The sequence below is a fragment of the Sutcliffiella horikoshii genome, from assembly GCF_019931755.1.
In the GTDB taxonomy this organism is placed as follows: Bacteria; Bacillota; Bacilli; order Bacillales; family Bacillaceae_I; genus Sutcliffiella_A; species Sutcliffiella_A horikoshii_E.
Map to the genome: position 1 here is coordinate 2658297 of NZ_CP082918.1, position 21976 is coordinate 2680272.

19 protein-coding genes are annotated in these 21976 nt (G+C 42.5%); 3 read left to right on the plus strand and 16 right to left on the minus strand.

The features are described 5' to 3' along the window. Window positions 1-17: 17 nt before the first annotated feature. From meaB to K7887_RS13710, 3 genes are read right to left on the minus strand one after another with little or no spacing between them, the layout of a single operon-like run. Window positions 18-1043, minus strand: a complete 1026-nt coding sequence (gene meaB / locus K7887_RS13700; protein WP_223489907.1) for a methylmalonyl Co-A mutase-associated GTPase MeaB — start codon at window positions 1041-1043, stop codon at window positions 18-20. Then, the gene (gene scpA, locus K7887_RS13705; RefSeq protein ID WP_223489908.1) at window positions 1036-3216 is read right to left on the minus strand and encodes a methylmalonyl-CoA mutase; all 2181 of its coding nucleotides are present in this window, start codon (window positions 3214-3216) and stop codon (window positions 1036-1038) included. The genes meaB and scpA overlap by 8 nt, the downstream gene beginning before the upstream one ends. Further along, window positions 3206-5065: a methylmalonyl-CoA mutase family protein gene (locus K7887_RS13710; protein ID WP_223489910.1), complete on the minus strand. Its 1860-nt coding sequence runs from the start codon at window positions 5063-5065 to the stop codon at window positions 3206-3208. Before K7887_RS13710 ends, scpA begins: the two co-directional genes overlap by 11 nt. A gap of 205 nt (window positions 5066-5270) precedes the next feature. Here K7887_RS13710 and K7887_RS13715 point away from each other — a divergent pair, with 205 nt between their 5' ends. Further along, the gene (locus K7887_RS13715; protein ID WP_223489912.1) at window positions 5271-5699 is read left to right on the plus strand and encodes a hypothetical protein; all 429 of its coding nucleotides are present in this window, start codon (window positions 5271-5273) and stop codon (window positions 5697-5699) included. 64 nt (window positions 5700-5763) lie between these two features. Here K7887_RS13715 and K7887_RS13720 read toward each other — a convergent pair whose 3' ends face one another. From K7887_RS13720 to K7887_RS13760, 9 genes are all read right to left on the minus strand, one after another. Beyond that, window positions 5764-6738, minus strand: coding sequence for an NAD(P)-dependent alcohol dehydrogenase (locus K7887_RS13720; protein WP_223489914.1), 975 nt, complete (start codon window positions 6736-6738; stop codon window positions 5764-5766). 283 nt (window positions 6739-7021) lie between these two features. Continuing rightward, window positions 7022-8368, minus strand: coding sequence for a dihydrolipoamide acetyltransferase family protein (locus tag K7887_RS13725; RefSeq protein WP_223489916.1), 1347 nt, complete (start codon window positions 8366-8368; stop codon window positions 7022-7024). Between the two features lie 45 nt (window positions 8369-8413). After that, window positions 8414-9397: an alpha-ketoacid dehydrogenase subunit beta gene (locus tag K7887_RS13730; protein ID WP_010194911.1), complete on the minus strand. Its 984-nt coding sequence runs from the start codon at window positions 9395-9397 to the stop codon at window positions 8414-8416. Window positions 9398-9409: 12 nt separating this feature from the next. Beyond that, window positions 9410-10402 carry a thiamine pyrophosphate-dependent dehydrogenase E1 component subunit alpha gene (locus K7887_RS13735; protein WP_010194908.1) on the minus strand — a complete coding sequence of 331 codons (993 nt, stop codon included), beginning with the start codon at window positions 10400-10402 and terminating at the stop codon, window positions 9410-9412. A 217-nt stretch (window positions 10403-10619) separates the two neighbouring features. Then, a complete protein-coding gene (lpdA, locus tag K7887_RS13740) occupies window positions 10620-12044 on the minus strand; it encodes a dihydrolipoyl dehydrogenase (protein WP_223489918.1) in 1425 nt (474 codons plus the stop codon). A 16-nt stretch (window positions 12045-12060) separates the two neighbouring features. Continuing rightward, a complete protein-coding gene (buk, locus tag K7887_RS13745) occupies window positions 12061-13188 on the minus strand; it encodes a butyrate kinase (protein WP_399208396.1) in 1128 nt (375 codons plus the stop codon). A 77-nt stretch (window positions 13189-13265) separates the two neighbouring features. Next, complete coding sequence (gene bcd, locus K7887_RS13750) at window positions 13266-14369, minus strand: branched-chain amino acid dehydrogenase (RefSeq protein ID WP_223489922.1); 1104 nt, start codon at window positions 14367-14369, stop codon at window positions 13266-13268. Between the two features lie 42 nt (window positions 14370-14411). Beyond that, window positions 14412-15311, minus strand: coding sequence for a phosphate butyryltransferase (gene yqiS / locus K7887_RS13755; protein WP_223489924.1), 900 nt, complete (start codon window positions 15309-15311; stop codon window positions 14412-14414). Window positions 15312-15446: 135 nt separating this feature from the next. Further along, entirely contained in the window at window positions 15447-17498 is a 2052-nt protein-coding gene (locus tag K7887_RS13760; RefSeq protein ID WP_223489926.1) for a sigma 54-interacting transcriptional regulator, read from the minus strand. A gap of 189 nt (window positions 17499-17687) precedes the next feature. On the opposite strand from K7887_RS13760, the gene K7887_RS13765 reads away from it, so the two are divergent. After that, window positions 17688-17930 carry a DUF2627 domain-containing protein gene (locus K7887_RS13765; protein ID WP_223489928.1) on the plus strand — a complete coding sequence of 81 codons (243 nt, stop codon included), beginning with the start codon at window positions 17688-17690 and terminating at the stop codon, window positions 17928-17930. 28 nt (window positions 17931-17958) lie between these two features. On the opposite strand, the gene K7887_RS13770 is transcribed toward K7887_RS13765, so the two are convergent. After that, entirely contained in the window at window positions 17959-18684 is a 726-nt protein-coding gene (locus tag K7887_RS13770; protein WP_223489930.1) for a glycerophosphodiester phosphodiesterase, read from the minus strand. 92 nt (window positions 18685-18776) lie between these two features. Here K7887_RS13770 and K7887_RS13775 point away from each other — a divergent pair, with 92 nt between their 5' ends. Next, complete coding sequence (locus K7887_RS13775) at window positions 18777-18932, plus strand: YycC family protein (RefSeq protein ID WP_010194889.1); 156 nt, start codon at window positions 18777-18779, stop codon at window positions 18930-18932. 95 nt (window positions 18933-19027) lie between these two features. Here K7887_RS13775 and spo0A read toward each other — a convergent pair whose 3' ends face one another. From spo0A to K7887_RS13790, 3 genes are all read right to left on the minus strand, one after another. Next, a complete protein-coding gene (gene spo0A, locus K7887_RS13780; RefSeq protein ID WP_088018747.1) occupies window positions 19028-19819 on the minus strand; it encodes a sporulation transcription factor Spo0A in 792 nt (263 codons plus the stop codon). A 273-nt stretch (window positions 19820-20092) separates the two neighbouring features. After that, the gene (gene spoIVB, locus K7887_RS13785; protein WP_223489932.1) at window positions 20093-21388 is read right to left on the minus strand and encodes a SpoIVB peptidase; all 1296 of its coding nucleotides are present in this window, start codon (window positions 21386-21388) and stop codon (window positions 20093-20095) included. 393 nt (window positions 21389-21781) lie between these two features. Further along, window positions 21782-21973, minus strand: coding sequence for a hypothetical protein (locus K7887_RS13790; RefSeq protein ID WP_223489934.1), 192 nt, complete (start codon window positions 21971-21973; stop codon window positions 21782-21784). Between the last annotated feature and the right edge of the window lie 3 nt (window positions 21974-21976).

Genomic DNA, 21976 nt, shown 5'->3' on the forward strand with positions numbered 1-21976 from the left:
TTTCCTTTTTTTATGCCCTATAATTTATGTTTGTAACTTCCCACTAACTTCTCCACTGCTAAAGATACAGACACTTCATCTTCCCCAACCTGCTTCTCAAGCACCGGCAACTCTTTTTTCACCTTTTCATCGTCAAAAAACATCCGCTCTATCTGATCCTTTAAAGATGTATAGAACCAAGTCTTCTTTTGTGCATTCCTGCGTTCACTAAAAACTCCGGATTTCTTCGTCACTTGCACAAACTCCTGAACGATCTTCCACGTCTCATCAACATTCACATTATTCAAAGCCGAACAAGTAAACGTCTTCGTTTCCCATCCTTCTGTTGCAGGCTGCAAGAAATGAAGGATTTGTTTGTACTCATGAGCAGTTTTCTCTGCTCTTGTTTTATTGTCTCCATCCGCTTTGTTTACGACAATCGCATCAACAAGCTCCATTATGCCTTTTTTCATGCCTTGAAGCTCATCCCCTGCGCCTGTTAGAACAAGCAGTAAAAAGAAATCGACCATATCGCGCACTATCGCTTCACTTTGTCCGACACCGACTGTCTCTACTAAAATTACATCATACCCTGCTGCTTCACACAAAAGGATGCTTTCACGGGTTTTACGGTGTACCCCGCCAAGCGTGCCACTTGAAGGAGATGGACGGATGAACGCCTGCGGATGCCTTGCGAGTTGTTCCATCCTTGTTTTGTCCCCAAGGATACTGCCACCTGTCTTGGAACTGCTCGGATCGACTGCAAGCACGGCGACTTTGTGGCCTTGTTCGCATAAATACAATCCAAACGCTTCTATAAATGTACTCTTACCTGCACCTGGAACGCCGCTGATCCCTATCCTAACAGAGCGACCAGTGGAAGGCATGATCTCTTGGATGATTTCTTGGCTTTTATGAAAATGTCTTGTTGCGTTGCTTTCCACAAGCGTGATGGCTTGAGCTAGGTCAGAGCGGACTCCTTCATGGATACCTGAAATGATATCTGCTGTACTCCTCTCCTGTTTTTTGAGCACCTTTTTTCGCGGTTTACGCTCTTTAGTCATGCGTCTCTTCCACTTCCTCATAGCCAAGGCGTTCGTAGATTTCCTCCAGAACCTTTTCGGCTGCACGCGGGATGACCGTTCCAGGTCCGAAGATTGCGGAAGCGCCTTTACTATATAGGAATTCATAATCCTGTGCCGGGATTACCCCACCAATTACAACGATGATGTCTTCACGGTTCAATTTTTTCAACTCTTCCACGAGTTGTGGAAGAAGTGTTTTATGCCCGGCAGCGAGGGAGCTGATGCCGATAACATGCACGTCATTTTCCACTGCTTGCAGAGCTGTTTCTGCCGGTGTTTGGAAAAGAGGTCCAATATCCACATCAAATCCAAGGTCGGCGAACGCAGTTGAAATGACTTTTGCACCTCGGTCATGGCCGTCCTGGCCCATTTTCGCAATCATAATCCTCGGTCTTCTTCCTTCGAGCTCGAGGAATTCCTCAATTTTATCCTTCACGGACTTCATCTCCTCCTCATTGGAGAATTCACTGCTGTACACGCCGCTGATAGAACGGATGACAGCACGATGGCGGTTTGCTACCTTTTCAATAGCATCTGAAATCTCACCAAGGCTTGCACGGGCACGGGCAGCGTCCACGGCTAGCTCCAGTAGATTACCCTTCCCTGTACGAGCCGCATCAGTCAGTGCTTCGAGAGCAGAAACAACTTCCGTTTCATCTCTATTTTCACGAAGCTCTTGCAAACGAAGGATTTGTTTTTTTCGCACCTCGGCATTATCAATATCCAAAACATCTATCGCCATATCTTCTTTTTCCAAACGGAATTTGTTCACGCCAATGATAGATTCTTTTCCTGAATCGATCTTTGCCTGACGGCGAGCCGACGCTTCTTCTATTCTCATCTTCGGCAATCCGGTTTCAATCGCTTTTGCCATGCCACCAAGCTCTTCTATTTCTTCAATATGTGTCCAAGCTTTATCAATCAATTCCTTCGTCAATGTTTCCACATAATAAGAACCAGCCCATGGATCAATGACTTTAGTAATCTCCGTTTCCTCCTGCAAATACAACTGCGTATTGCGGGCAATACGGGCGGAAAAGTCTGTAGGTAGTGCGATGGCTTCATCTAGTGCGTTAGTGTGCAAAGATTGCGTATGCCCATTTGCAGCCGCTAATGCTTCAATGCAAGTACGCGTTACATTATTGAATGGATCTTGTTCTGTTAGGCTCCAACCCGACGTTTGAGAATGGGTCCTTAAAGCCATAGACTTTGGATTTTGCGGCAAGAACTCCTTCATCATCTTGGCCCAGATAAATCGAGCGGCCCGCATTTTCGCTACTTCCATGAAAAAGTTCATGCCAATTGCCCAGAAGAACGAAAGTCTCGGCGCAAATTTATCAATATCAATGCCCGCTTCAAGTCCTGTTCTCACATACTCCAGACCATCTGCTAGCGTATAGGCAAGTTCAATATCCGCCGGTGCTCCTGCTTCTTGCATATGATAACCGGAAATACTGATGCTATTAAACTTCGGCATAAGCTGGGACGTGTAAGCAAAAATATCGCCAATAATTCGCATCGACATCTCTGGCGGATAAATATACGTATTACGAACCATATATTCTTTTAAAATATCATTCTGAATCGTCCCGGAAAGCCTCTCCGGACTTACCCCTTGTTCCTCAGCCGTAACGATATAGAAAGCCATAATCGGCAGAACAGCACCATTCATCGTCATTGAAACGGACATTTTATCCAATGGTATACCATCAAAAAGAACCTTCATATCAAGAATAGAATCAATGGCCACACCAGCTTTTCCAACATCCCCTTCTACTCTGGGATGATCAGAATCATAACCACGGTGTGTCGCCAGGTCAAAGGCAACCGACAACCCCTTTTGCCCCATTTCCAGGTTTCTTCTGTAAAATGCATTGCTTTCTTCCGCTGTGGAAAAACCTGCATACTGACGGATCGTCCATGGACGATTCACATACATCGTCGGGTAAGGTCCACGCAGATACGGGGCAATACCAGGAAGAGTTCCTAAATGATCGGCTCCACCCAAGTCGGCCTGTGTGTAATTAGCTTTTAATTTAATCTGTTCATTGGTTTCATAAAAAAGTTCTTCCACAGCTTCGTTGGATAATGGCACAGTTTGTGTGGCTGTAGCTTGTTTATTCAGTGTTCTCGTTGAAAAATCAGGCTTCATTGTCGGTCAACCCCATTTCTTGGTGTATCTTTACTAATTGCTCATAACAATTGGAGCGCAGATGAATAAAATCACTAACCCCTATTTCCTGCAACTCTTTTTGACGTGCTTCTTCAGGCAAGCCAGCAACCAATACTTTTCTGTTAGGTGAATTTACAGCCATAACTGCTGCATGTAACAACTCTTCATAAGTATCATCACTTCCACAAATGCATACATAACCAGTTATGTTTTGATCAGATATCCACTCCACTATTTCTTTCGCATTTTCAAAGCTTGGACTGACAACAGGTTGAAGACCTCCTACCTGGAAAAAGCCTGATGAGAAGTCCGTTCGTGGCTTGTGTGTTGCTAATGAACCAAGATTGATCAAGGTAACTTTTGGCGTTGTTCCCTGTTTTTCCTGATACAACTTTGCTTGGTAACGTAGGCTTTCAAAGGCTTCAGATAATCTTAACGGTTGGATAGCCTGTACTTTTACTGGAGCATGTTCATTTTCTTCGATAGCTGTTGTGCTTATTTGCCACTTTAGCTCCTCTTGAAGATTTGCATACATATTGGTCCCGACCAACACTTTTTTCCTGCCTTGGACGTCCTCAAGTCGCTTTTCTTTTACCTTGGCAATGCGGCCCTGTAAGAAATTCGTTCGCAGAGCTTCCACAATTCCGCCAAGCTTGTCCAGCTCCTGAAATAGCTTCCATGCCTCATCCGCCAATTGATTTGTCAGGTTTTCGACGTAATAAGAGCCTGCCGCAGGATCTACAACTTTGTCTAAGAAACTCTCTTCTTTTAAGATGTAGTGAGTATTCCTTGCAATTCTTCGGGAGAAAGCATCATTACCTTGCTGATAGCTGTCCACATTGATACTGTCTGCTCCACCGATCGCGGCAGAGAATGCCTCGGTTGTGGAACGGAGCATATTGACGTACGGATCAAGATTAGATTTGGTGAACATAGAGGTTGTGGCATGTACCTTCATCCTTTGAGCTTTTTCATCTCCCCCAAAAGCCTCCACGATATTTGCCCATAACACTCTTGCCGCTCTCAGCTTGCTGAGTTCCATGAAGAAGTCACTGCCTACCGGGAATGTGAATGCTATTTCCTGGGAAGCTTCATCAATAGACATGCCTCTATTCATAAGTTCCTGCAAATATTCAACAGCGGTCGCCATCACAGCTGCGAGCTCCTGCACGGCACTGGCTCCCCCGTTATGGTAAGCATTGGACTGGACCCAAACTGTTTTAAGGAACGGAGCATTGTTTTCTTTCCACTCTATATTAGATTTCATTTCGTCATAATATTGCTCCAGTGGCTGATTTAGTGTGCCTGTTACTGCTAGCTCGCCGACAGGATCTGCTCCAATGATTCCTTGCAGGTTCTTTGTTTCCATCCCGCTATCAATCAACGCATTGATGAATGTTGTGGCACTGGATCCAGCATGTATTTGAAGAGTTATGCCATCCATTGCAATATCATTGAATAATATCTTGATGTCAGTTTGGTCTTTTATTACTAATGCATTAGGTTCTGTTGATGGATAAGTGGCAAAATGAATAGATTGCAAGCCACTTCCTAGTTCCTGTTTCAGTTGAGCATTTAGTTCCTCAAATGAAGTACATGCATATAGTAGCTGACTGACTGTCCAATCAGACTTTACTATTAATTGTTTGGATGCATGGTTATTTCTATCGTTTTCTGTATATACCGGTTTACGTGTAATGCCTTCGTATGTAACGGTGTTGAGCTTGGAAACAGGCTTCCCCTTTAACGCTTTCTCTGCCTGCTCAACCCACTCTTCCATTGTCACTTTTGGGAAACTATTGTTCTTCATCTCTTTCAATTTACTCATCTTCATCCCCTCGTTCCCTCAATTGCGTAATCGCTTACAAATTTAAATTTTTCAAAAGTTCATATATTTATTTTAATATAGTTATGTGGGCACGGCAAATAAAGAAAGCATTGGAATTACTTATTTTTCGGTGGTATTCCTTATAGAGAAAAACTATACTTACTATATAAATGATAGTTTCTGAAAAAGGTAGTGATTTGTAGCGATGTTATACACATGGAATATTGAAAACATAATTAAAGAAACATTAGAGGAACTTGGCTTAAATATTAATTTTGAATTTGACAATAACTTAAAAGCACCGATGAGTTTTAACATCTCGACTAACACGATCAAATTCAATTATTTGCAGATTAACGGATACAAAGCGAAGATTAACAATAAAATTAGAGAAACTGATGAAAACTTTGTGAAACTCATACTCTTTCATGAAGTCGGCTATTACCTGGATTTTAAAAAGAATAAGCATGACTTGAGGATATTGATGTATGGTGGAGAAGATGAGAAAGTCATTTTGATGCGTCAAATTGAAAAAAATGCTTGGGTGTTTGGAAGGACGGTCGTACCCGCTCACCTTTTGGAAGCGTATGATAAGATGCGGGAGTTGGATGGGATGTTCTTGACGAACAGATAAACATCCTTACTGTGAAAAAAATTAGAGTGTATGAAAACATAGCGGTTTCATACACTCTTTTCATTTACTTATTGATCGTATCTAAAGTTTCATCAATAATAACCCCAACATTCCCCTTCTTATGTCCCTTTTCCACATAGCTGTGAGCCATTGATAATTGTTCCATCGGATAGCTTTTATCGACAACTGCTTTATACTTGCCTTTTTCAATCAGTTCTCTCAGGAATCTAATATCGTCTTCTTTTTCCAATGCAAGACCTGAAATTATTTTATAGCCGCGTGACAAGCCACTCCAATATCCCTGCACCATCTGAGTAACTCCTGCTCCCCCTAGTATCCAGGTTCCTTTTTTCTTAAGAGTTTTCTTGACTGCTTCATAAGGAATTTTCCCAACTGTATCAAAAATGACATCATAATTATCTCCAGTAATCTCTTCTTTTGTATAGTCAATTACTTTATCTGCCCCTAAAGACTTTACCATTTCTACATTAGCTGTGCTGCATACCCCTGTAACCTCAGCACCGTATAATTTGGCTAGTTGAATGGCTGCGGTACCCACCGCACCTGATGCACCGTAAATAAGAATTTTTTGCCGAGGTTGTATATTTGCTTTTCTTAGAAAATGAATGGCAGTGTGCCCGCCGAACGGAACAGTGGCCGCCTCAACATAGCTTAGATTGAATGGTTTCAATGCGACCACTCCATCTTCAGGCAGACATATGTATTCCGCATACGCACCCATATTCATTCCTGAAGATCCAAAGACCTCGTCCCCTGCTTTCCAACGTTTAACGTCACACCCTACAGATTCCACTATTCCTGCGAGCACACCTCCGAGAATGGGCTTTTTAGGTCGAGTCAGCCCAAAGAACAATTTCACTGCTACCGGGTCCGCCTTTCTTAAACGCCAATCGGCTGCATTGACAGCTGTCGCCACTATTTTAACCAGAATTTCATTATCTTTCGGAACTGGTTTATCGACCTCTTTTAATTGAAGTACCTCTGGTGGACCGTATTTGGTATATACTACAGCTCTCATGGGCTGCCTCCCCTTGGTAAAAGTTTTTTATTTGCCTGCAATCATTGTATGTTGAATCTTTATAAAATAAGTCAGCCTGCGTGTAGAACATTTTTAGAGCATCCAAAACTTTCGGGCGATTCTGAGGGGCTTTCGGGCGATTTTCAGAAAATACGGGCGATTCTTGACTGTTATCGGGCGATAATTTGATTTTACGGGCGATTTTCACGAGTAATCGGGCGAAAACAAAAAAACCGACAAAGCCTTCCATTCAAGGAGGACTTTATCGGTCGGTTCTAAACTATTAATAAATCGAAGTATTCTCTTTAGACATTTTCTCGATGATTTCTTTAACGCGAGCTAGGAAGCGTCCGCATACAAGGCCATCAAGTACTCGGTGGTCAAGTGACATACATAAGTTCACCATATCGCGAACAGCGATCATGCCGTGGTCCATGACTACTGGACGTTTCACGATGGATTCCACTTGCAGGATTGCTGCTTGTGGGTAGTTGATGATGCCTTGTGATTGTACAGATCCAAACGAACCAGTGTTGTTGACAGTAAATGTTCCACCTTGCATTTCTGCAGATGTTAATTTACCAGCGCGAACTTTGTTGGCAAGTTCTGTGATTTCACGCGCGATACCTTTGATAGTTTTTTCATCAGCGTTACGGATAACCGGCACATACAGTGCGTCGTCTGTTGCAACGGCGATGGAGATGTTCATGTCTTTTTTCTGGACGATTTTGTCGCCAGCCCACATGGAGTTGATTTGTGGGAATTCTTTCAATGCTTGCGCAACAGCTTTTACGAAGAATGCGAAGAAAGTAAGGTTGTAGCCTTCTTTTTTCTTGAATTCGCTCTTCAAGGAGTTGCGGTATTCTACAAGGTTTGTAGCGTCCACTTCGATCATCGTCCACGCATGTGGCGCTTCGTGTTTGCTGCGCAGCATGTTTGCAGCGATTGCTTTACGTACACCAGTTACAGGGATTTCGATGTCACCTGCTTCTACTGGTACGTTCACTGGTTGAGCCGCTTTCGGCGCACTTGCTGCTGCCGGTGCAGATGGAGCAGCCGGTGCCGCTTTCGGAGCTTCCGCAGCTGGAGCTTGAGTTGCTGCCGGCTTGGAATCAGCAGTTGGGATGTTACCAGAATCGATCACCGCTTGGATGTCTTTTCTTGTAATACGTCCGCCTGCTCCGCTTCCTTTTACTTGCTCAAGATCTACATTGTTTTCTTGTGCAAGACGAAGAACTGCTGGTGAGTAGCGACGTTTGTTTGGTGCGTCTGCATCCTCTTGTACAGCTGGTGTTGATGGCGCTTCTGCTTCCGCTGAAGGTGCAGGTGCAGCTGCAGGAGCACTTTCCTCTTTAGGAGCGTCGGCAGTTGCTTCTGCTTCTCCGCCACCTTCTGTTTCGATATAGCAGATGATTTCTCCTACTGCTAGTGTGTCACCGTCTTCTGCTACAAGTTCTTTGATTGTTCCTGTAAAAGAAGATGGGATTTCTGCGTTAACTTTATCTGTCATGACCTCTGCTAGAGGGTCGTATTTGTTTACTTTGTCGCCTACGCTTACGATCCAGCGGCTGATTGTTCCTTCAGTTACGCTTTCCCCAAGCTGTGGCATTGTAATTTTTTCTACTGCCATGATGAGAACCTCCTTTAATCACTCTTCCGCTTATAAATTCAGATATTAGTATTGAGCTAGCTCACGCATCGCTTTTTCTACTTTGTCCGGGTTAACCATGAAGTATTTTTCCATCGTTGGTGCATATGGCATTGCAGGTACGTCTGGTCCAGCAAGGCGCATGATTGGTGCATCAAGATCGAATAAGCAGTTCTCAGCAATGATTGCAGATACTTCACTCATGATGCTTCCTTCTTTTGTATCTTCTGTAAGTAGAAGCACTTTTCCTGTTTTAGAAGCGGCTTCCATAATTGCTTCCTTATCAAGCGGGTAAACCGTACGTAAATCCAGAATGTGTGCGGAAATTCCGTCTTGTGCAAGACGCTCTGCTGCTTGCAGTGCAAAATGTACGCATAGACCGTAAGTGATAACCGTGATGTCTTCTCCTTCGCGTTTTACGTCTGCTTTACCGATTGGAAGTACGTAATCATCAGTTGGTACTTCACCTTTGATTAGACGGTATGCACGTTTGTGCTCGAAGAATAGAACTGGATCTTCATCGCGAATTGCCGCTTTCAATAATCCTTTTACATCATACGGAGTAGAAGGCATAACAATTTTAAGACCAGGTTGGTTTGCAAATACTGCTTCTACAGATTGAGAGTGGTAAAGTGCACCGTGAACTCCTCCGCCGTATGGAGCGCGTACAACTAGTGGACAAGTCCAGTCGTTGTTGGAACGGTAACGAATTTTAGCCGCTTCCGAAATAATTTGGTTGACTGCAGGCATGATGAAATCCGCGAACTGCATTTCTGCAATTGGACGCATTCCGTACATTGCTGCACCGATTGCGACACCAGCGATTGCTGATTCTGCAAGAGGAGTGTCGATAACTTTATCTTCACCAAATTGATCGTAAAGGCCGTTAGTCGCTTTGAATACTCCACCTTTTCTTCCTACGTCTTCCCCAAGTACAAATACTTTAGAATCACGTTCCATCTCTTCACGGATGGCCATTGTAACTGCATCTATATAAGAAATAACTGCCATGATAGTTCCCCCTTACTCTGCGTAGACATGCTTCATTGCGGATTCAGCATCTGCATATGGAGCATTTTCTGCGTATTCTGTTGCTTCGTTTACTTCTTTTGCAATTTTATCGTTAATTTCTTTTTCTTTTTCATCTGTTAGAACGCCAACCTCTTTTAAGTAGGCTGCAAAACTGATGATTGGGTCATTCGCTTTAGCTGCTGCCACTTCGTCACGCTCACGGTATGCACGATCATCGTCATCACTGGAGTGAGGTGTCAAACGGTAGGAGATAGCCTCAACAAGTGTAGGGCCTTCGCCACGACGTCCGCGGTCTGCTGCTTCTTTAACCGCTGCATACACTTCAAGCGGGTCGTTTCCGTCAATAGTGATACCAGGCATTCCATATCCTAGTGCACGGTCTGAGATTTTCTCACATGCCACTTGCTTTTCGTAAGGAACAGAAATTGCATATTTGTTGTTTTCGCACATGAAGATAACTGGCAGTTTGTGTACTGCTGCATAGTTAGCTCCTTCATGGAAGTCCCCTTGGTTGGATGAACCTTCACCAAATGTTACAAAGGTACAAAGGTCTTTTCCTTCTAAACGGCCACCAAGTGCCACTCCAACTGCGTGTGGTACTTGTGTTGTTACAGGGGAAGAACCAGTTACGATGCGGTTTTTCTTTTGACCAAAGTGACCTGGCATTTGACGTCCGCCTGAGTTTGGATCTTCCGCTTTTGCGAAACCGGAAAGCATTAATTCAGTTGCTGTCATACCAAAAGTAAGAACAACACCCATGTCGCGGTAGTATGGTAATACGTAGTCTTTTTCACGGTCTAGTGCGAATGCCGCTCCTACTTGAGCTGCTTCTTGACCTTGGCAAGAGATTACGAATGGGATTTTCCCTGCGCGGTTTAGTAACCACATGCGCTCGTCAATACGGCGAGCTAGTAACATTGTTTCAAACATTTCTAATACGTTTTCATCTGTAAGCCCTAGAGCTTGGTGACGATTTTCTGCCATTTAAGTTTACCTCCTATATGTAGAGAGTTGGGAGCGTGTTGCTCCTCTTCCAATTAAATCAATATCAATGTAGGCTGTTGATTTCCGCTGCAGGCACTCGCTTTCCGCGGGCGGTCCGGGAGCCTCCTCAGGCTTCGCCTTCCGGGGTCTCCCATGTCCCTTCCTCCCGCAGGAGTCTCGTGCCTTCCGCTACAATCAACGTTCCTTCTTACAGTTTTTACGAATGTATCGCTTTTCCATCTACCGCAAGGGCTGCTTCGCCGATTGCTTCGGACAAGGATGGATGCGGGTGAATCGTGTGTCCGATTTCCCATGGTGTTGCGTCAAGGACGCGTGCAAGGCCTGCTTCAGAAATCATGTCGGTAACGTGCGGCCCAATCATGTGAACGCCTAGGATGTCATCGTTTTCTTTGTTAACTACAAGTTTCACGAAGCCATCAGATTCGCCGTAAACAAGTGCTTTTCCAATTGCACGGAAGGAGAACTTACCTGTCTTCACGTCGAAGCCTTTTTCTTTTGCTTCTTCTTCCGTGTAACCAACAGAAGCCACTTCAGGACTTGAGTACACACATTTGGAAATCATGGAGTAATCGATTGGAGCCGGGTTTTCGTTTGCCATATGCTCCACTGCTAAGATTCCTTCGTGAGAAGCAACGTGTGCAAGCTGTAAACCGCCGATTACATCACCGATTGCATAGATATGGGACTCTTTTGTTTGGAAGCGATCATTAGTTGTAATGAAGCCTTTTTCCACTTGGATCTCTGTATTTTCAAGACCAATGCCCTCTACGTTAGCTTGGCGGCCAACGGAAACTAGCATTTTTTCCGCAGTAAAGGCTTTCTCTTCTCCTTTGTGCTCCGCTTTGATTGTTACAGAACCATCTGCTTTTTCTAATGTTTCTGAAAGAACCTTCGCACTTGTCACTACTTTAATGCCGCGCTTTTTCAACAGACGTTGCATTTCTTTGGAAACTTCTTTGTCTTCTGTTGGCAATACGCGATCAGCATATTCAAGTACGGTTACTTCTACACCAAAGTCATCTAACATGGATGCCCACTCGATACCGATTACGCCTCCACCTACGATGATGATCGATTTTGGAAGTTCCTCTAAAGATAATGCTTCATCAGAAGTCATGACTTGCGTCCCATCAATCTCAAGTCCTGGAAGAGAACGTGGACGAGATCCTGTTGCTACAATAACGTTCTTTGGAATTAACATTTCGTTCTCGTCACCATTTTCAAACTCAACAGAGATCGTTCCTGGCATTGGAGAGAAAATGGAAGGTCCTAAGATACGGCCTGTTCCGTAAAACACATCTATTTTCCCTTGCTTCATTAGGTGTTGCACGCCGCCGTGAAGCTGGTCGATAATTTTTTGTTTGCGCTCTTGCACTTTGAAGAAGTCCAGTTTCACATCACCAGAGATTACGCCGAACTCTTCACTGTTTTTTGTTTGCGCAAATACTTCTGCACTGCGAAGTAATGCTTTACTTGGGATACAACCTGCATGCAGGCAAGTTCCACCGATTTTCTTCTTTTCTACTACTGCTGTTTTTAAGCCAAGTTGAGATGCACGAATAGCCGCGACATACCCGCCTGTTCCGCCACCTAGGATGACTAAATCATATTCTTGTGCCATTATTCCTTGCTCCCTTCTAGCTCTGTACTACTTTTGTGTCTACGACTGTACCAGGGTATTCTTTTGCTACTTCTTCACCACGTAATACGCGAAGTGCTCCTTCTGTAAGAGCTTGCAATTCATTTTCACCTGGTTGTACGATGACGTCTGCAATCCAGCTGATGCGCTCGGAGATTTGTTTTACAAATCCTTTTCCATAAGCAAGTCCGCCAGTCAAAATGATGGCATCAACTTTACCTGCAAGGACTGCACTTGCTGATCCGATTTCTTTTGCAACCTGATATGCCATTGCATCAAATATTAAAGCGGCATTTTCATCGCCGGCTTCTATCATTTGTTCCACTTTAACTGCATCGTTTGTTCCAAGGTATCCTACAAGACCACCTTGTCCCACTAGTTTCTTCATGATTTCATCACGGTAATAGTCACCTGAGAAGCATAGTGAAACCAGCTCACCTGCAGGCACCGTCCCAGCACGCTCTGGGCTGAATGGACCATCTCCGTGAAGGCCGTTATTTACATCGACTACTTTTCCGCCAATGTGCGTACCGACTGTAATACCTCCACCCATGTGGGTAACAATGAGGTTAAGATCTTCGTACTTTTTGCCAAGATCTTTCGCTACTCTGCGTGCAACCGCTTTTTGATTCAAAGCATGGAAGATACTTTTGCGCTCGATTAGTGAAAATCCTGAAATACGAGCGATATCAGACAGCTCATCCACTACCACCGGGTCCACGATGAAAGACGGGATATTCAAACCAGTAGCAATTTCGTAAGCGATGATTCCACCAAGGTTAGATGCGTGTTGACCTGCATAACCAATTTTTAAATCATGAAGCATTTCTTTATTAACAGAGTATGTTCCGCCTTCGATTGGACGAAGAAGTCCACCGCGGCCACATACTGCACTGAGTTTTGATATATTGATGCCTTCTTGATCCAATGTTTCAAGAATGGTCGTTTTTCTGAATTCATATTGATCATAGATACTTGCAAAGGAATTAATCGTTTCGCTATCGTGACGTAATGTTTTCTCAAAAACAGAGCGTTCATTATCAAATACGCCGATTTTCGTTGATGTGGATCCTGGATTGATGACAAGTATGCGATATTCCTTTTCTAACACTGTTGAAACCTCCATTTCAGACGGACGGCAAACGTGTGAATAACAAGTTCACCACGTTTGCCCCCTTCTGAGAAACTTAATATTAATTTATATTAGCGTCCGTTACGACGGCTTAAAATATGATGTCCGTTTTGTAAAAATTGACTGCGGGAGTTTTTCATTCTTTCAATACGCTCTTCAGCAAGACGATCTGCTGCACGGTAAGTCGGGATACCGTCGCGTTTCGCAATCTCGATAACTCTTTCAATGTTGTCGTAGATTCCTTCTACTTTTTTCATTGCACGCTCACGGTTGTAACCGTATAGCTCATCCGCAACGTTAATTACCCCACCAGCATTGATTACATAGTCTGGCGCATAAACGATACCCATTTCATGGATGATATCGCCGTGCTTTGTATCAAGCAATTGGTTGTTCGCTGCACCAGCGATAACTTTTGCTTTTAATTGAGGAATTGTTTCGTCATTGATTGTAGCTCCAAGTGCACATGGAGCGTAGATATCACAATCAACACTGTAGATGTCGTTGATGTCTACCGCTCTTGCACCGAACTCTTCTACTGCACGGTTAACCGCTTCTTTGTTGATATCCGTTACGACTAGCTGCGCGCCTTCTTCGTGTAGATGACGGCAAAGGTTGAACGCCACGTTACCTACACCTTGTACTGCTACCACTTTACCTTCTAATGAATCTGTTCCAAATGCTTCTTTCGCTGCAGCTTTCATTCCGCGGTACACACCAAATGCTGTTACTGGAGATGGGTTACCGGAAGATCCGAATGCAGGAGATACACCTGTTACATAGTCTGTTTCTTCATAGATCAAGTCCATGTCAGCAACAGTTGTTCCAACATCTTCTGCTGTGATGTAGCGTCCGTTTAATCCTTGGATGTAACGGCCGAAAGCGCGGAACATTTCTTCGTTTTTGTCTGTGCGTGGGTCACCGATGATAACTGTTTTACCGCCACCAAGGTTTAATCCAGCTGCTGCGTTTTTGTAAGTCATCCCTTTTGCAAGGCGAAGTGCATCTTCAATTGCTGCACCTTCGTTTGCGTAAGTCCACATGCGTGTTCCACCAAGTGCTGGTCCAAGTGTTGTATCGTGAATCGCAATGATTGCTTTTAGTCCTGATTGTTTGTCTTGGCAGATCACCAGTTGCTCGTAGTCGTAAGTCTCCATATATTTGAAAATTTCCATGATTAAATTCCTCCCCAAGATAGTTATAAAATGTATGAGTATTTATTTAACAGAACAAACTGCAAGTGCGAGTGAGTTTAATTTACTCTCTGCTGAGTCGGCTCTGGATGTTAATACGATTGGTGCTTTTGCGCCGGCGATGATTGCGCCGACTTTTGCTTTTGCAAAATAGATCAATGATTTATATAGGACATTCCCGGCTTCAATGGTAGGAACAAACAGGATGTCTGCATGTCCTGCCACTTCACTTTGAATTCCTTTGTGCTCAGCAGCAAGTGCTGATACGGCGTTGTCCAAAGCCAGCGGACCATCTATGATGCAGTCCTTTATTTGACCTCTATTATTCATTTGTGTAAGAAGCGCTGCGTCAACTGTTGCTTGCATAGCTGGATTCACTACCTCCACTGCCGCGAGTGGCGCCACTTTCGGGAGTTCTATTCCTAGTGCTCTAGCAACATGAACAGAGTTTTGAACGATTTGTACCTTCTGCTGAAGATCAGGTGCTACATTCATTGCTGCATCGGTTACAAAGATTAATTGTTCATACCCTGGAACTTCAAATGCTGCAACATGTGATAAGACATTCCCGGTACGCAAACCATATTCTTTATTTAATACTTCTTTTAGAATGGTGGCCGTTGGGACATTTCCTTTCATCAAAACATCTGCTTCGCCGCTAGATACAGCTTTCACAGCAAGTTCTGATGCCTTTTTTGCACCATCAGCAGCTACTATCTTCAATGCCGCGTGTGATGCTTCCACATTATGTTCTTTCAGTAATGCAATAATTTTTTCCTCATGTCCAAACAATATAAAGGAAGCCAACTGTTTGTCTAAGGCATGAGAAACCGCTTCGATCACTTCTTCATCTTCAGCTGCAGCAATTGCTACAACTTTAGAAGTGAGCTGGGTTGCTTTGGTGATAAGTTCCTCTAGTTTCATTTTCTCAACCCTTCCTTTCTACTCCAATATTATCTATGCAAGAACCGTGCCAACTTTAATTTTGTGAAAACGCTTTATTTTATTGATCACTTCTAAGCAAGTTTTTTCATGGTGTGCAGATTTTTGCATGCATGTTCATTCAATCATGAACTTCTCCATTTTATAATAAAGATTTCTGATGGATACCCCAAGCTCTTTAGCTGTCTTTGTTTTATTGCCCTTATTCTTCTTCAATGTCTTCTGAATTATTTTCGCTTCATACCCTTCCAACATTTCTGCCAGCGTGTAATCACTTGCAACAGCTTCGGTAGAATCCTGAACAACCTTTTCTCCGCTCGTTGCCAAATCCGGAATGTGATCCGTATCAATAAACACTTCATTGAATTTCATAAAAATAATGGCCCGCCCAAGGACATTTTCAAGCTCCCTAACATTGCCCGGCCAATCGTATGCTGCAAGGTGATTGATGGCACGCGGAGTCAATCCTTCCACGTTTCTTCCATAGTCTTGATTAATTTTTCTTATAAGATGTTCGCTTAATGCCTCTATATCTTCTTTTCTTTTGCGAAGAGGCGGGATGTGAATCGGCATTCTATTTAAACGATAATAGAGATCCTCACGGAAAGAGCCATCTGCAATCCCTTTTTCAAGATTAACATTTGTGGCAGCAATGACACGGACGTTAATAGATACTGACTTGGTGCCACCCACCCTTATAATTTCATTTTCTTGTAAAACCCTTAATAGTTTTGCTTGAGTATTGGCAGATAATTCCCCAATCTCATCAAGGAAAATACTACCGTTGTTCGCTTCTTCAAAAAGTCCTTTTTTTCCGCCTCGCTTAGCACCAGAAAATGCACCTTCTTCATATCCAAACAATTCACTTTCCAATAGAGATTCAGAGAGGGCTGCACAATTCACTCTGATAAATTTGTTATATTTACGGCTGCTTGCATTATGGATCGCATGGGCAAAAAGTTCTTTCCCAGTACCAGACTCCCCACGTAACAGAACGGTTGCCGGCGTTTTCGCTCCAAGTTTGGCCTGTTCAATTGCAAGGCTCATTTCTTCTGACGATCCGATGATATCTTCAAAAGAATACTTGGCTTCAAGCGTCCTGATAATCTGTCTTGCCCTATCCAATTCAGTGGTAAGCGTTTGTATTTCAGAGACATCGTGGATAACTCCCACACTTCCCTTTAACTTGCCGTCCACAATGATTGGTGCAACGTTTACAATGACTTCTTTCTTTGAAGGACCAACTTTCAAGTTTACACCGCGTACAGCTCTTCTGGTTTCCAGTACTTTCATATGCATACTGTCACCTTCATAAATGTCTGCTGTAGCAGGCTTGCCGATGATTTGTTGCTCTTCCAATCCTGTAAGCCTTGAGTATGCAGGATTGATCATCAATCCCCTGCCAAATTCATCCACGACAGAAATAGCTTCATCGGACGATTGAATGATTGCCTCAAGCATGGTCTGGATACCTTTTAGGTTTGTTACTTCCTCTGCAAGGTTCATCACTTCTGTAATATCTTTGAAAACAGCGAAAGCTCCAATTACCTTTCCATCTTCATCAATTAAAGGAGATCTTGTTGTAATAATCTTTTTGCCGTTCTCCAGCAGCATTTCTTTATTCTTTTCTACTTTTTGCGTATGTATCACATCTTGCAGTCTGCTTGTCGGCACATTTTCTAAAATATGTTCACCAAGCATATGCGCTTTTTTTATTCCTACTATTTTTTCAGCACTTTTATTGTAGATAATGACCTTACCGTGTTGATCAACCACCATCAATCCATCATGAAGAAGATTGAAAATGAGGTCACGCTTATGGGATTCATATTTCATTTTTGCAATCAGTTGTTCTTTTTCTTCTACCAAAGTCGCGGTAATGTGAGCTACTGTTCCAGGTACGAGTACCGTTTTGGGGTTCTTCGCCTCACGAATCTCGCGAAACACTTCGTCTGAACCAGTCGCTTCAATAATGATGTCAATCTTCTCAGATAGGAAGTCCTTCCAATCTTGTCCGACTGTAATCCCCATATCTTTAGCAAGCCCTAAGCCAGGTGCCGCCTGGTTAATATCGACTACAGCAAGCAAATCAAACATTCCTGAATGCGTTAACATTTTTAAAATCGCAGAGCCACCTTTACCAGCACCAACTACTAATACAGTCTGCATAAAAAACCCCTCTACACCTGATACTTATCTTTCTCTTAAAATAAATAAATTGAAAGAAAATTCACAGTCTTCTTTAAAAGGTATGAAATTTCTTGCACACTTTTATCTTAAATCTTTTTTCTCTTCTATGCAAGATTATTTCTGCTATAATGGAAACCGAAAGCTTTGAAAGTGAGGCCAACAATTGATATGCAACGTATTATCGCTTTAATTATTTTATTAATTCCTGGAATAATTGCTGTATATGGAATAAAACTGATGCGTGACATGGTGTTTAACATTGCACACCCATTCATTCCTTCATTAACCTTACAATTCATCATCGGACTTCTATTCTTCTTAATCGGATTGTGGTTTGTCGCTGGTTTTATTTTTCATCGCGACCGCAAGCGGAACAATGTCCAAAAAAGGTTTCAAAAGAGAGAGAAATAAGAAAACCGGCTGTTCATGGCAGCCGGTTTTAATTTTGATATTTTAATTGCACAGCTTTCTTTGGGTAGTCCGTGAAAAAGCCTGCACAGCCTTCTTCAAACAACCTTTTCATCGTTTTCTCGTCATTAACCGTAAATGGTCTGACAGGCACTCCCGATTGTTGAGAACGGAGAATGATACTGGCAGTTGCTGCCTTGATATGGGGATGAATCCCACTTCCGCCAACCCATTTCGTATAATCCCACGGCTTATAAATACCTTCCATATACAAAACAGCTTTTTCTATTTTTGGCGCTAACGTATTTAAACGAGCTATGCTGTAATGGTTAAAGCTCGAAAAAATAATCAAGTGATCCATTTTATATTTGTCTATTAGCTCAAGTACTTTCTCCTCCATGCCCGCGTATGGCAGAATACTGTTCTTTAGCTCAATATTGACAATCGTCTGCTTTCTGGAAGCCCACTCGAGCACTTCCTCTAATGTAGGTATTTCTGCATGTTTATATTGTTTTTTGAATTTATGTACAGCGTTAAGTTTTTTCAATTCACTTAAGGTTAAATCTTGGACAAATCCTTTACTGTCAGTTGTCCGATTCACTTTTTCATCATGTATGACAACAGGAATGCCGTCTTTGCTTAATTGCACATCTAGTTCAATGCCATCTGCTCCGTCTTTGTATGCTTGTTCAAAGCTAATCATCGTATTTTCCGGATGAGTACCCGCAGAACCCCTGTGGCCAAAGATTTTCGTCATTTTTACACACCTTTCTATTTCTTTCTTGTCAGAAATAATTGTAAACGTACGTATTATTTAGTAAAATTTTTAGATGAAGTGAGGTGAACAGAATGCGCCCATTACAAATATCCGCTGAAACCGCTCAAAAACTTGCTGAGGCTTTGGATGTGCCTATCGAACAAGTCATGCATCTTCCTCAACATATCCTTGTTCAAAAGCTTGTAGAATTGGAACGAAATGAATCCGGAAACAGCAATAATGAGTAATATTAATTATTTGATATATGTAACATAAACAAACCCAACATACAAATATGCATGTTGGGTTTTCATTTTGCTCGTATTTCTTATTTCTAACCCTCTCAAGAAGCTCTGTGCTCTAGTCTTAACTTATCCGCAACCATCGCAATGAACTCACTATTTGTAGGTTTTGCTTTTGACATAGATACTGTATAACCGAACAGAGAAGAGATGCTGTCGATATTTCCGCGCGACCATGCAACTTCAATCGCATGGCGAATGGCACGTTCTACACGACTCGCTGTGGTATTGTACTTTTTAGCGATATCAGGATATAGAACCTTCGTAATGGATCCTAACAATTCAATATCATTGTACACCATCGAGATTGCTTCGCGTAAGTATAGGTAACCTTTAATATGAGCAGGTACGCCGATTTCATGAATGATGCTTGTAATGTTGGCATCAAGGTTTCTACCTTTATTTTCTGGGCTGGAGGAACGAACAGATGATGAACTAGATCTCTTAAGGATAGGTGATGCTTTTCCGCTTACTTGACGAATGTTGCCAACAAGGTTTTCCATATCAAACGGTTTTAGGATGAAATAGGAGGCACCCAAGTCTACCGCTTTCTTCGTCACATCTTCCTGTCCAAAAGCAGTTAACATGATAACATTAGGAGATTTCTCAAGGTTCAGGCCACGCATCTTTTCTAGTACTCCCAAGCCGTCAAGGTGAGGCATAATGATATCAAGCACTAATACGTCCGGATTTTTATCTTGAAGCAACTGAAGACATTCTTGACCATTGTGAGCTACCCCTACAACTTCCATGTCCTCTTGCGCTGAAATATACTCTTCCAAAAGACCGACTAATTCGCGGTTATCATCTACAACACATACTTTAATTTTCATATAACTAGTTTCCTCCTCAGTCCCTATACTTTCTAAAAAGCATGAAGCATTTAATTTTATTCTAATTGTTAAATTCGACAATGCAACCTCTTTTCCTTTAAAAAATTTGAAAAACCGTAAATTTTATATAAAATCTTTATTTTTCTCCAGAATACTCTCAAATTCGACGTAAACCGCAATCTATTACATTTATTGGATGATATGTCGAATAATCTTTATATTTTTCATTTTAACGTAAATTATCGTAAAACAAAAGAAAAAAAGTGAGCTGTGTTAGCCCACTTTCTTCTCTTTGTCCTTTTTATAAATATCAATTCCAGCTTCATTCAGCATCCATTCAATATGAACGCCATATCCGCTTGTAGGGTCATTTACAAAAACATGCGTTACCGCCCCGATTACTTTTCCGTTCTGTATGATCGGACTTCCGCTCATTCCTTGAACGATTCCCCCCGTTTTCTCCAAAAGGGCAGGGTCCGTAATCTTTATGACCATCCCCTTTGTAGCAGGGAATTTCTGAGGAATGCTGCTTAATACCTCTACATCAAACTCTTCTACCTTGTCACCTTCGACCACGGTCAAGATCTTGGCAGGGCCTTCTTTTACTTCAGTGGATAAAGCAATCGGCAATGCTTTATCTCTAATACCGTTTTCAATATCTTTATGCAAGGTTCCAAATATCCCGAAAGGACTATTTCTAGAGATATCACCAATGGCCGAACGGTCGCTAGAGAATCGCGCAAGCTTCTCTCCCGGAACTCCATTACTGCCTTTATCAATGGAAGTTACCGTGGATCGTACGATTTGTCCATCTTGAACAATAATTGGTTTTTTCGTATCCATATCAGATATTACGTGTCCTAACGCTCCATATTTCATGGTAATGGGGTCATAAAAAGTCATGGTTCCAATACCTGCTGCAGAATCCCGTATATATAATCCAATTCTGAAGGAGCTTTCTTGCTTGTCTTTTAAAGGAATAAGTTTCGTTTCAATGGTTTCTTTTTCTCGTGTGATGACAACATCAAGGGGGTTTCCGGTTTTGCCGGACTCTTGTACGAAAGGAGCAACGTCACTCATTTGTTCAATGGTTTTCCCATTAATCTTCGTGATGATATCGCCAACCTGAATGCCCGCTATTTCTCCAGGTGATTTTTTCCCATCTGCTGTGTCCACTTGGTGATGACCCACTACCAGTACACCTAAAGTATTTAACTTTACGCCGATCGATTGACCGCCAGGATACACTTTATATTCAGGTATGACATCTACATTGACTTGCTTAACCGGGATACCTGCCAGATGTAAAACAACCTGACCTTCCCCGGATTGTTTGCCTTGGAACGCTAACGTTTTATCGTTTGCCTCAATCCCGAGAGAGGAGGAAGAATCTTCATTCACCTTGGCAGTCACAGGAACAGATGACTGGAAATGTAACCCTTGCCCTTCAAACATCGTTATTTTATTTGGGATTTGGACATACTCTTTAAATGGTTGACTTACACATAATACCATGACTGAAACAAGGAGAAATACACCAACAATTTTTCTAATTATATCTTCTCTCAAACATTTTCACTCTCCTCGGTCCTATCCCACACCATTCATGGCTACATTATATAATTTTGCCTTGTCCGGCTACATTTATAACAACGATATTAATTTAAATGCTACCCATTATGGATAGTTATGTTATATGAGGAGAATGGGGATAATAATTGGGAGTAGTGATGGGGAATATTATGTAAATATGGGTTGGCTTCGGAGGCGTCATTGTTGAATTTTTGCGAGTGACTTCGCATTTTAAGGAGCGCGAGGGGCAAATGTGGTCATTTCTACAGCTTCTGGAGAGAAAGTAGCTTCGCTTTTTGCGGCTCGAGGGCAAATACTTGGCCGGATCTGGCCTTTGCGCTTCATCTTTGACCATTTCAATGAAAATTCATTGTCACCAAGGTCTTCATATCAGTGATGAGGACCTCTCTCCTCCTTTTTCCTCGTCACTGAGGTCTTCATGACGGCGATGAGGACCCTCTCTCCTTCTTTTTCCTTGTCACTAAGGTCTTCATAACGGCGATGAGGACTTCTCTCCTCCTTTTTCCTCGTCACTGAGGTCTTCATATCGACGATGAGGACTTTCTCCTCCTTTTCGAACAAGAA

Coding starts and splice junctions, on each gene's coding strand:
- K7887_RS13735 (WP_010194908.1), bottom strand. CDS start 10,402: ATGGCAGAAAATCGTCACCAAGCTCTAGGGCTTACAGATGAAAACGTA.
- K7887_RS13725 (WP_223489916.1), bottom strand. CDS start 8,368: ATGGCAGTAGAAAAAATTACAATGCCACAGCTTGGGGAAAGCGTAACT.
- K7887_RS13715 (WP_223489912.1), top strand. CDS start 5,271: ATGTTATACACATGGAATATTGAAAACATAATTAAAGAAACATTAGAG.
- K7887_RS13770 (WP_223489930.1), bottom strand. CDS start 18,684: ATGACGAAAATCTTTGGCCACAGGGGTTCTGCGGGTACTCATCCGGAA.
- bcd (WP_223489922.1), bottom strand. CDS start 14,369: ATGGAAATTTTCAAATATATGGAGACTTACGACTACGAGCAACTGGTG.
- K7887_RS13760 (WP_223489926.1), bottom strand. CDS start 17,498: ATGCAGACTGTATTAGTAGTTGGTGCTGGTAAAGGTGGCTCTGCGATT.
- lpdA (WP_223489918.1), bottom strand. CDS start 12,044: ATGGCACAAGAATATGATTTAGTCATCCTAGGTGGCGGAACAGGCGGG.
- meaB (WP_223489907.1), bottom strand. CDS start 1,043: ATGACTAAAGAGCGTAAACCGCGAAAAAAGGTGCTCAAAAAACAGGAG.
- K7887_RS13720 (WP_223489914.1), bottom strand. CDS start 6,738: ATGAGAGCTGTAGTATATACCAAATACGGTCCACCAGAGGTACTTCAA.
- K7887_RS13730 (WP_010194911.1), bottom strand. CDS start 9,397: ATGGCAGTTATTTCTTATATAGATGCAGTTACAATGGCCATCCGTGAA.
- K7887_RS13710 (WP_223489910.1), bottom strand. CDS start 5,065: ATGAGTAAATTGAAAGAGATGAAGAACAATAGTTTCCCAAAAGTGACA.
- spo0A (WP_088018747.1), bottom strand. CDS start 19,819: ATGAAAATTAAAGTATGTGTTGTAGATGATAACCGCGAATTAGTCGGT.
- K7887_RS13765 (WP_223489928.1), top strand. CDS start 17,688: ATGCAACGTATTATCGCTTTAATTATTTTATTAATTCCTGGAATAATT.
- scpA (WP_223489908.1), bottom strand. CDS start 3,216: ATGAAGCCTGATTTTTCAACGAGAACACTGAATAAACAAGCTACAGCC.
- K7887_RS13775 (WP_010194889.1), top strand. CDS start 18,777: ATGCGCCCATTACAAATATCCGCTGAAACCGCTCAAAAACTTGCTGAG.
- yqiS (WP_223489924.1), bottom strand. CDS start 15,311: ATGAAACTAGAGGAACTTATCACCAAAGCAACCCAGCTCACTTCTAAA.
- buk (WP_399208396.1), bottom strand. CDS start 13,188: ATGGAGGTTTCAACAGTGTTAGAAAAGGAATATCGCATACTTGTCATC.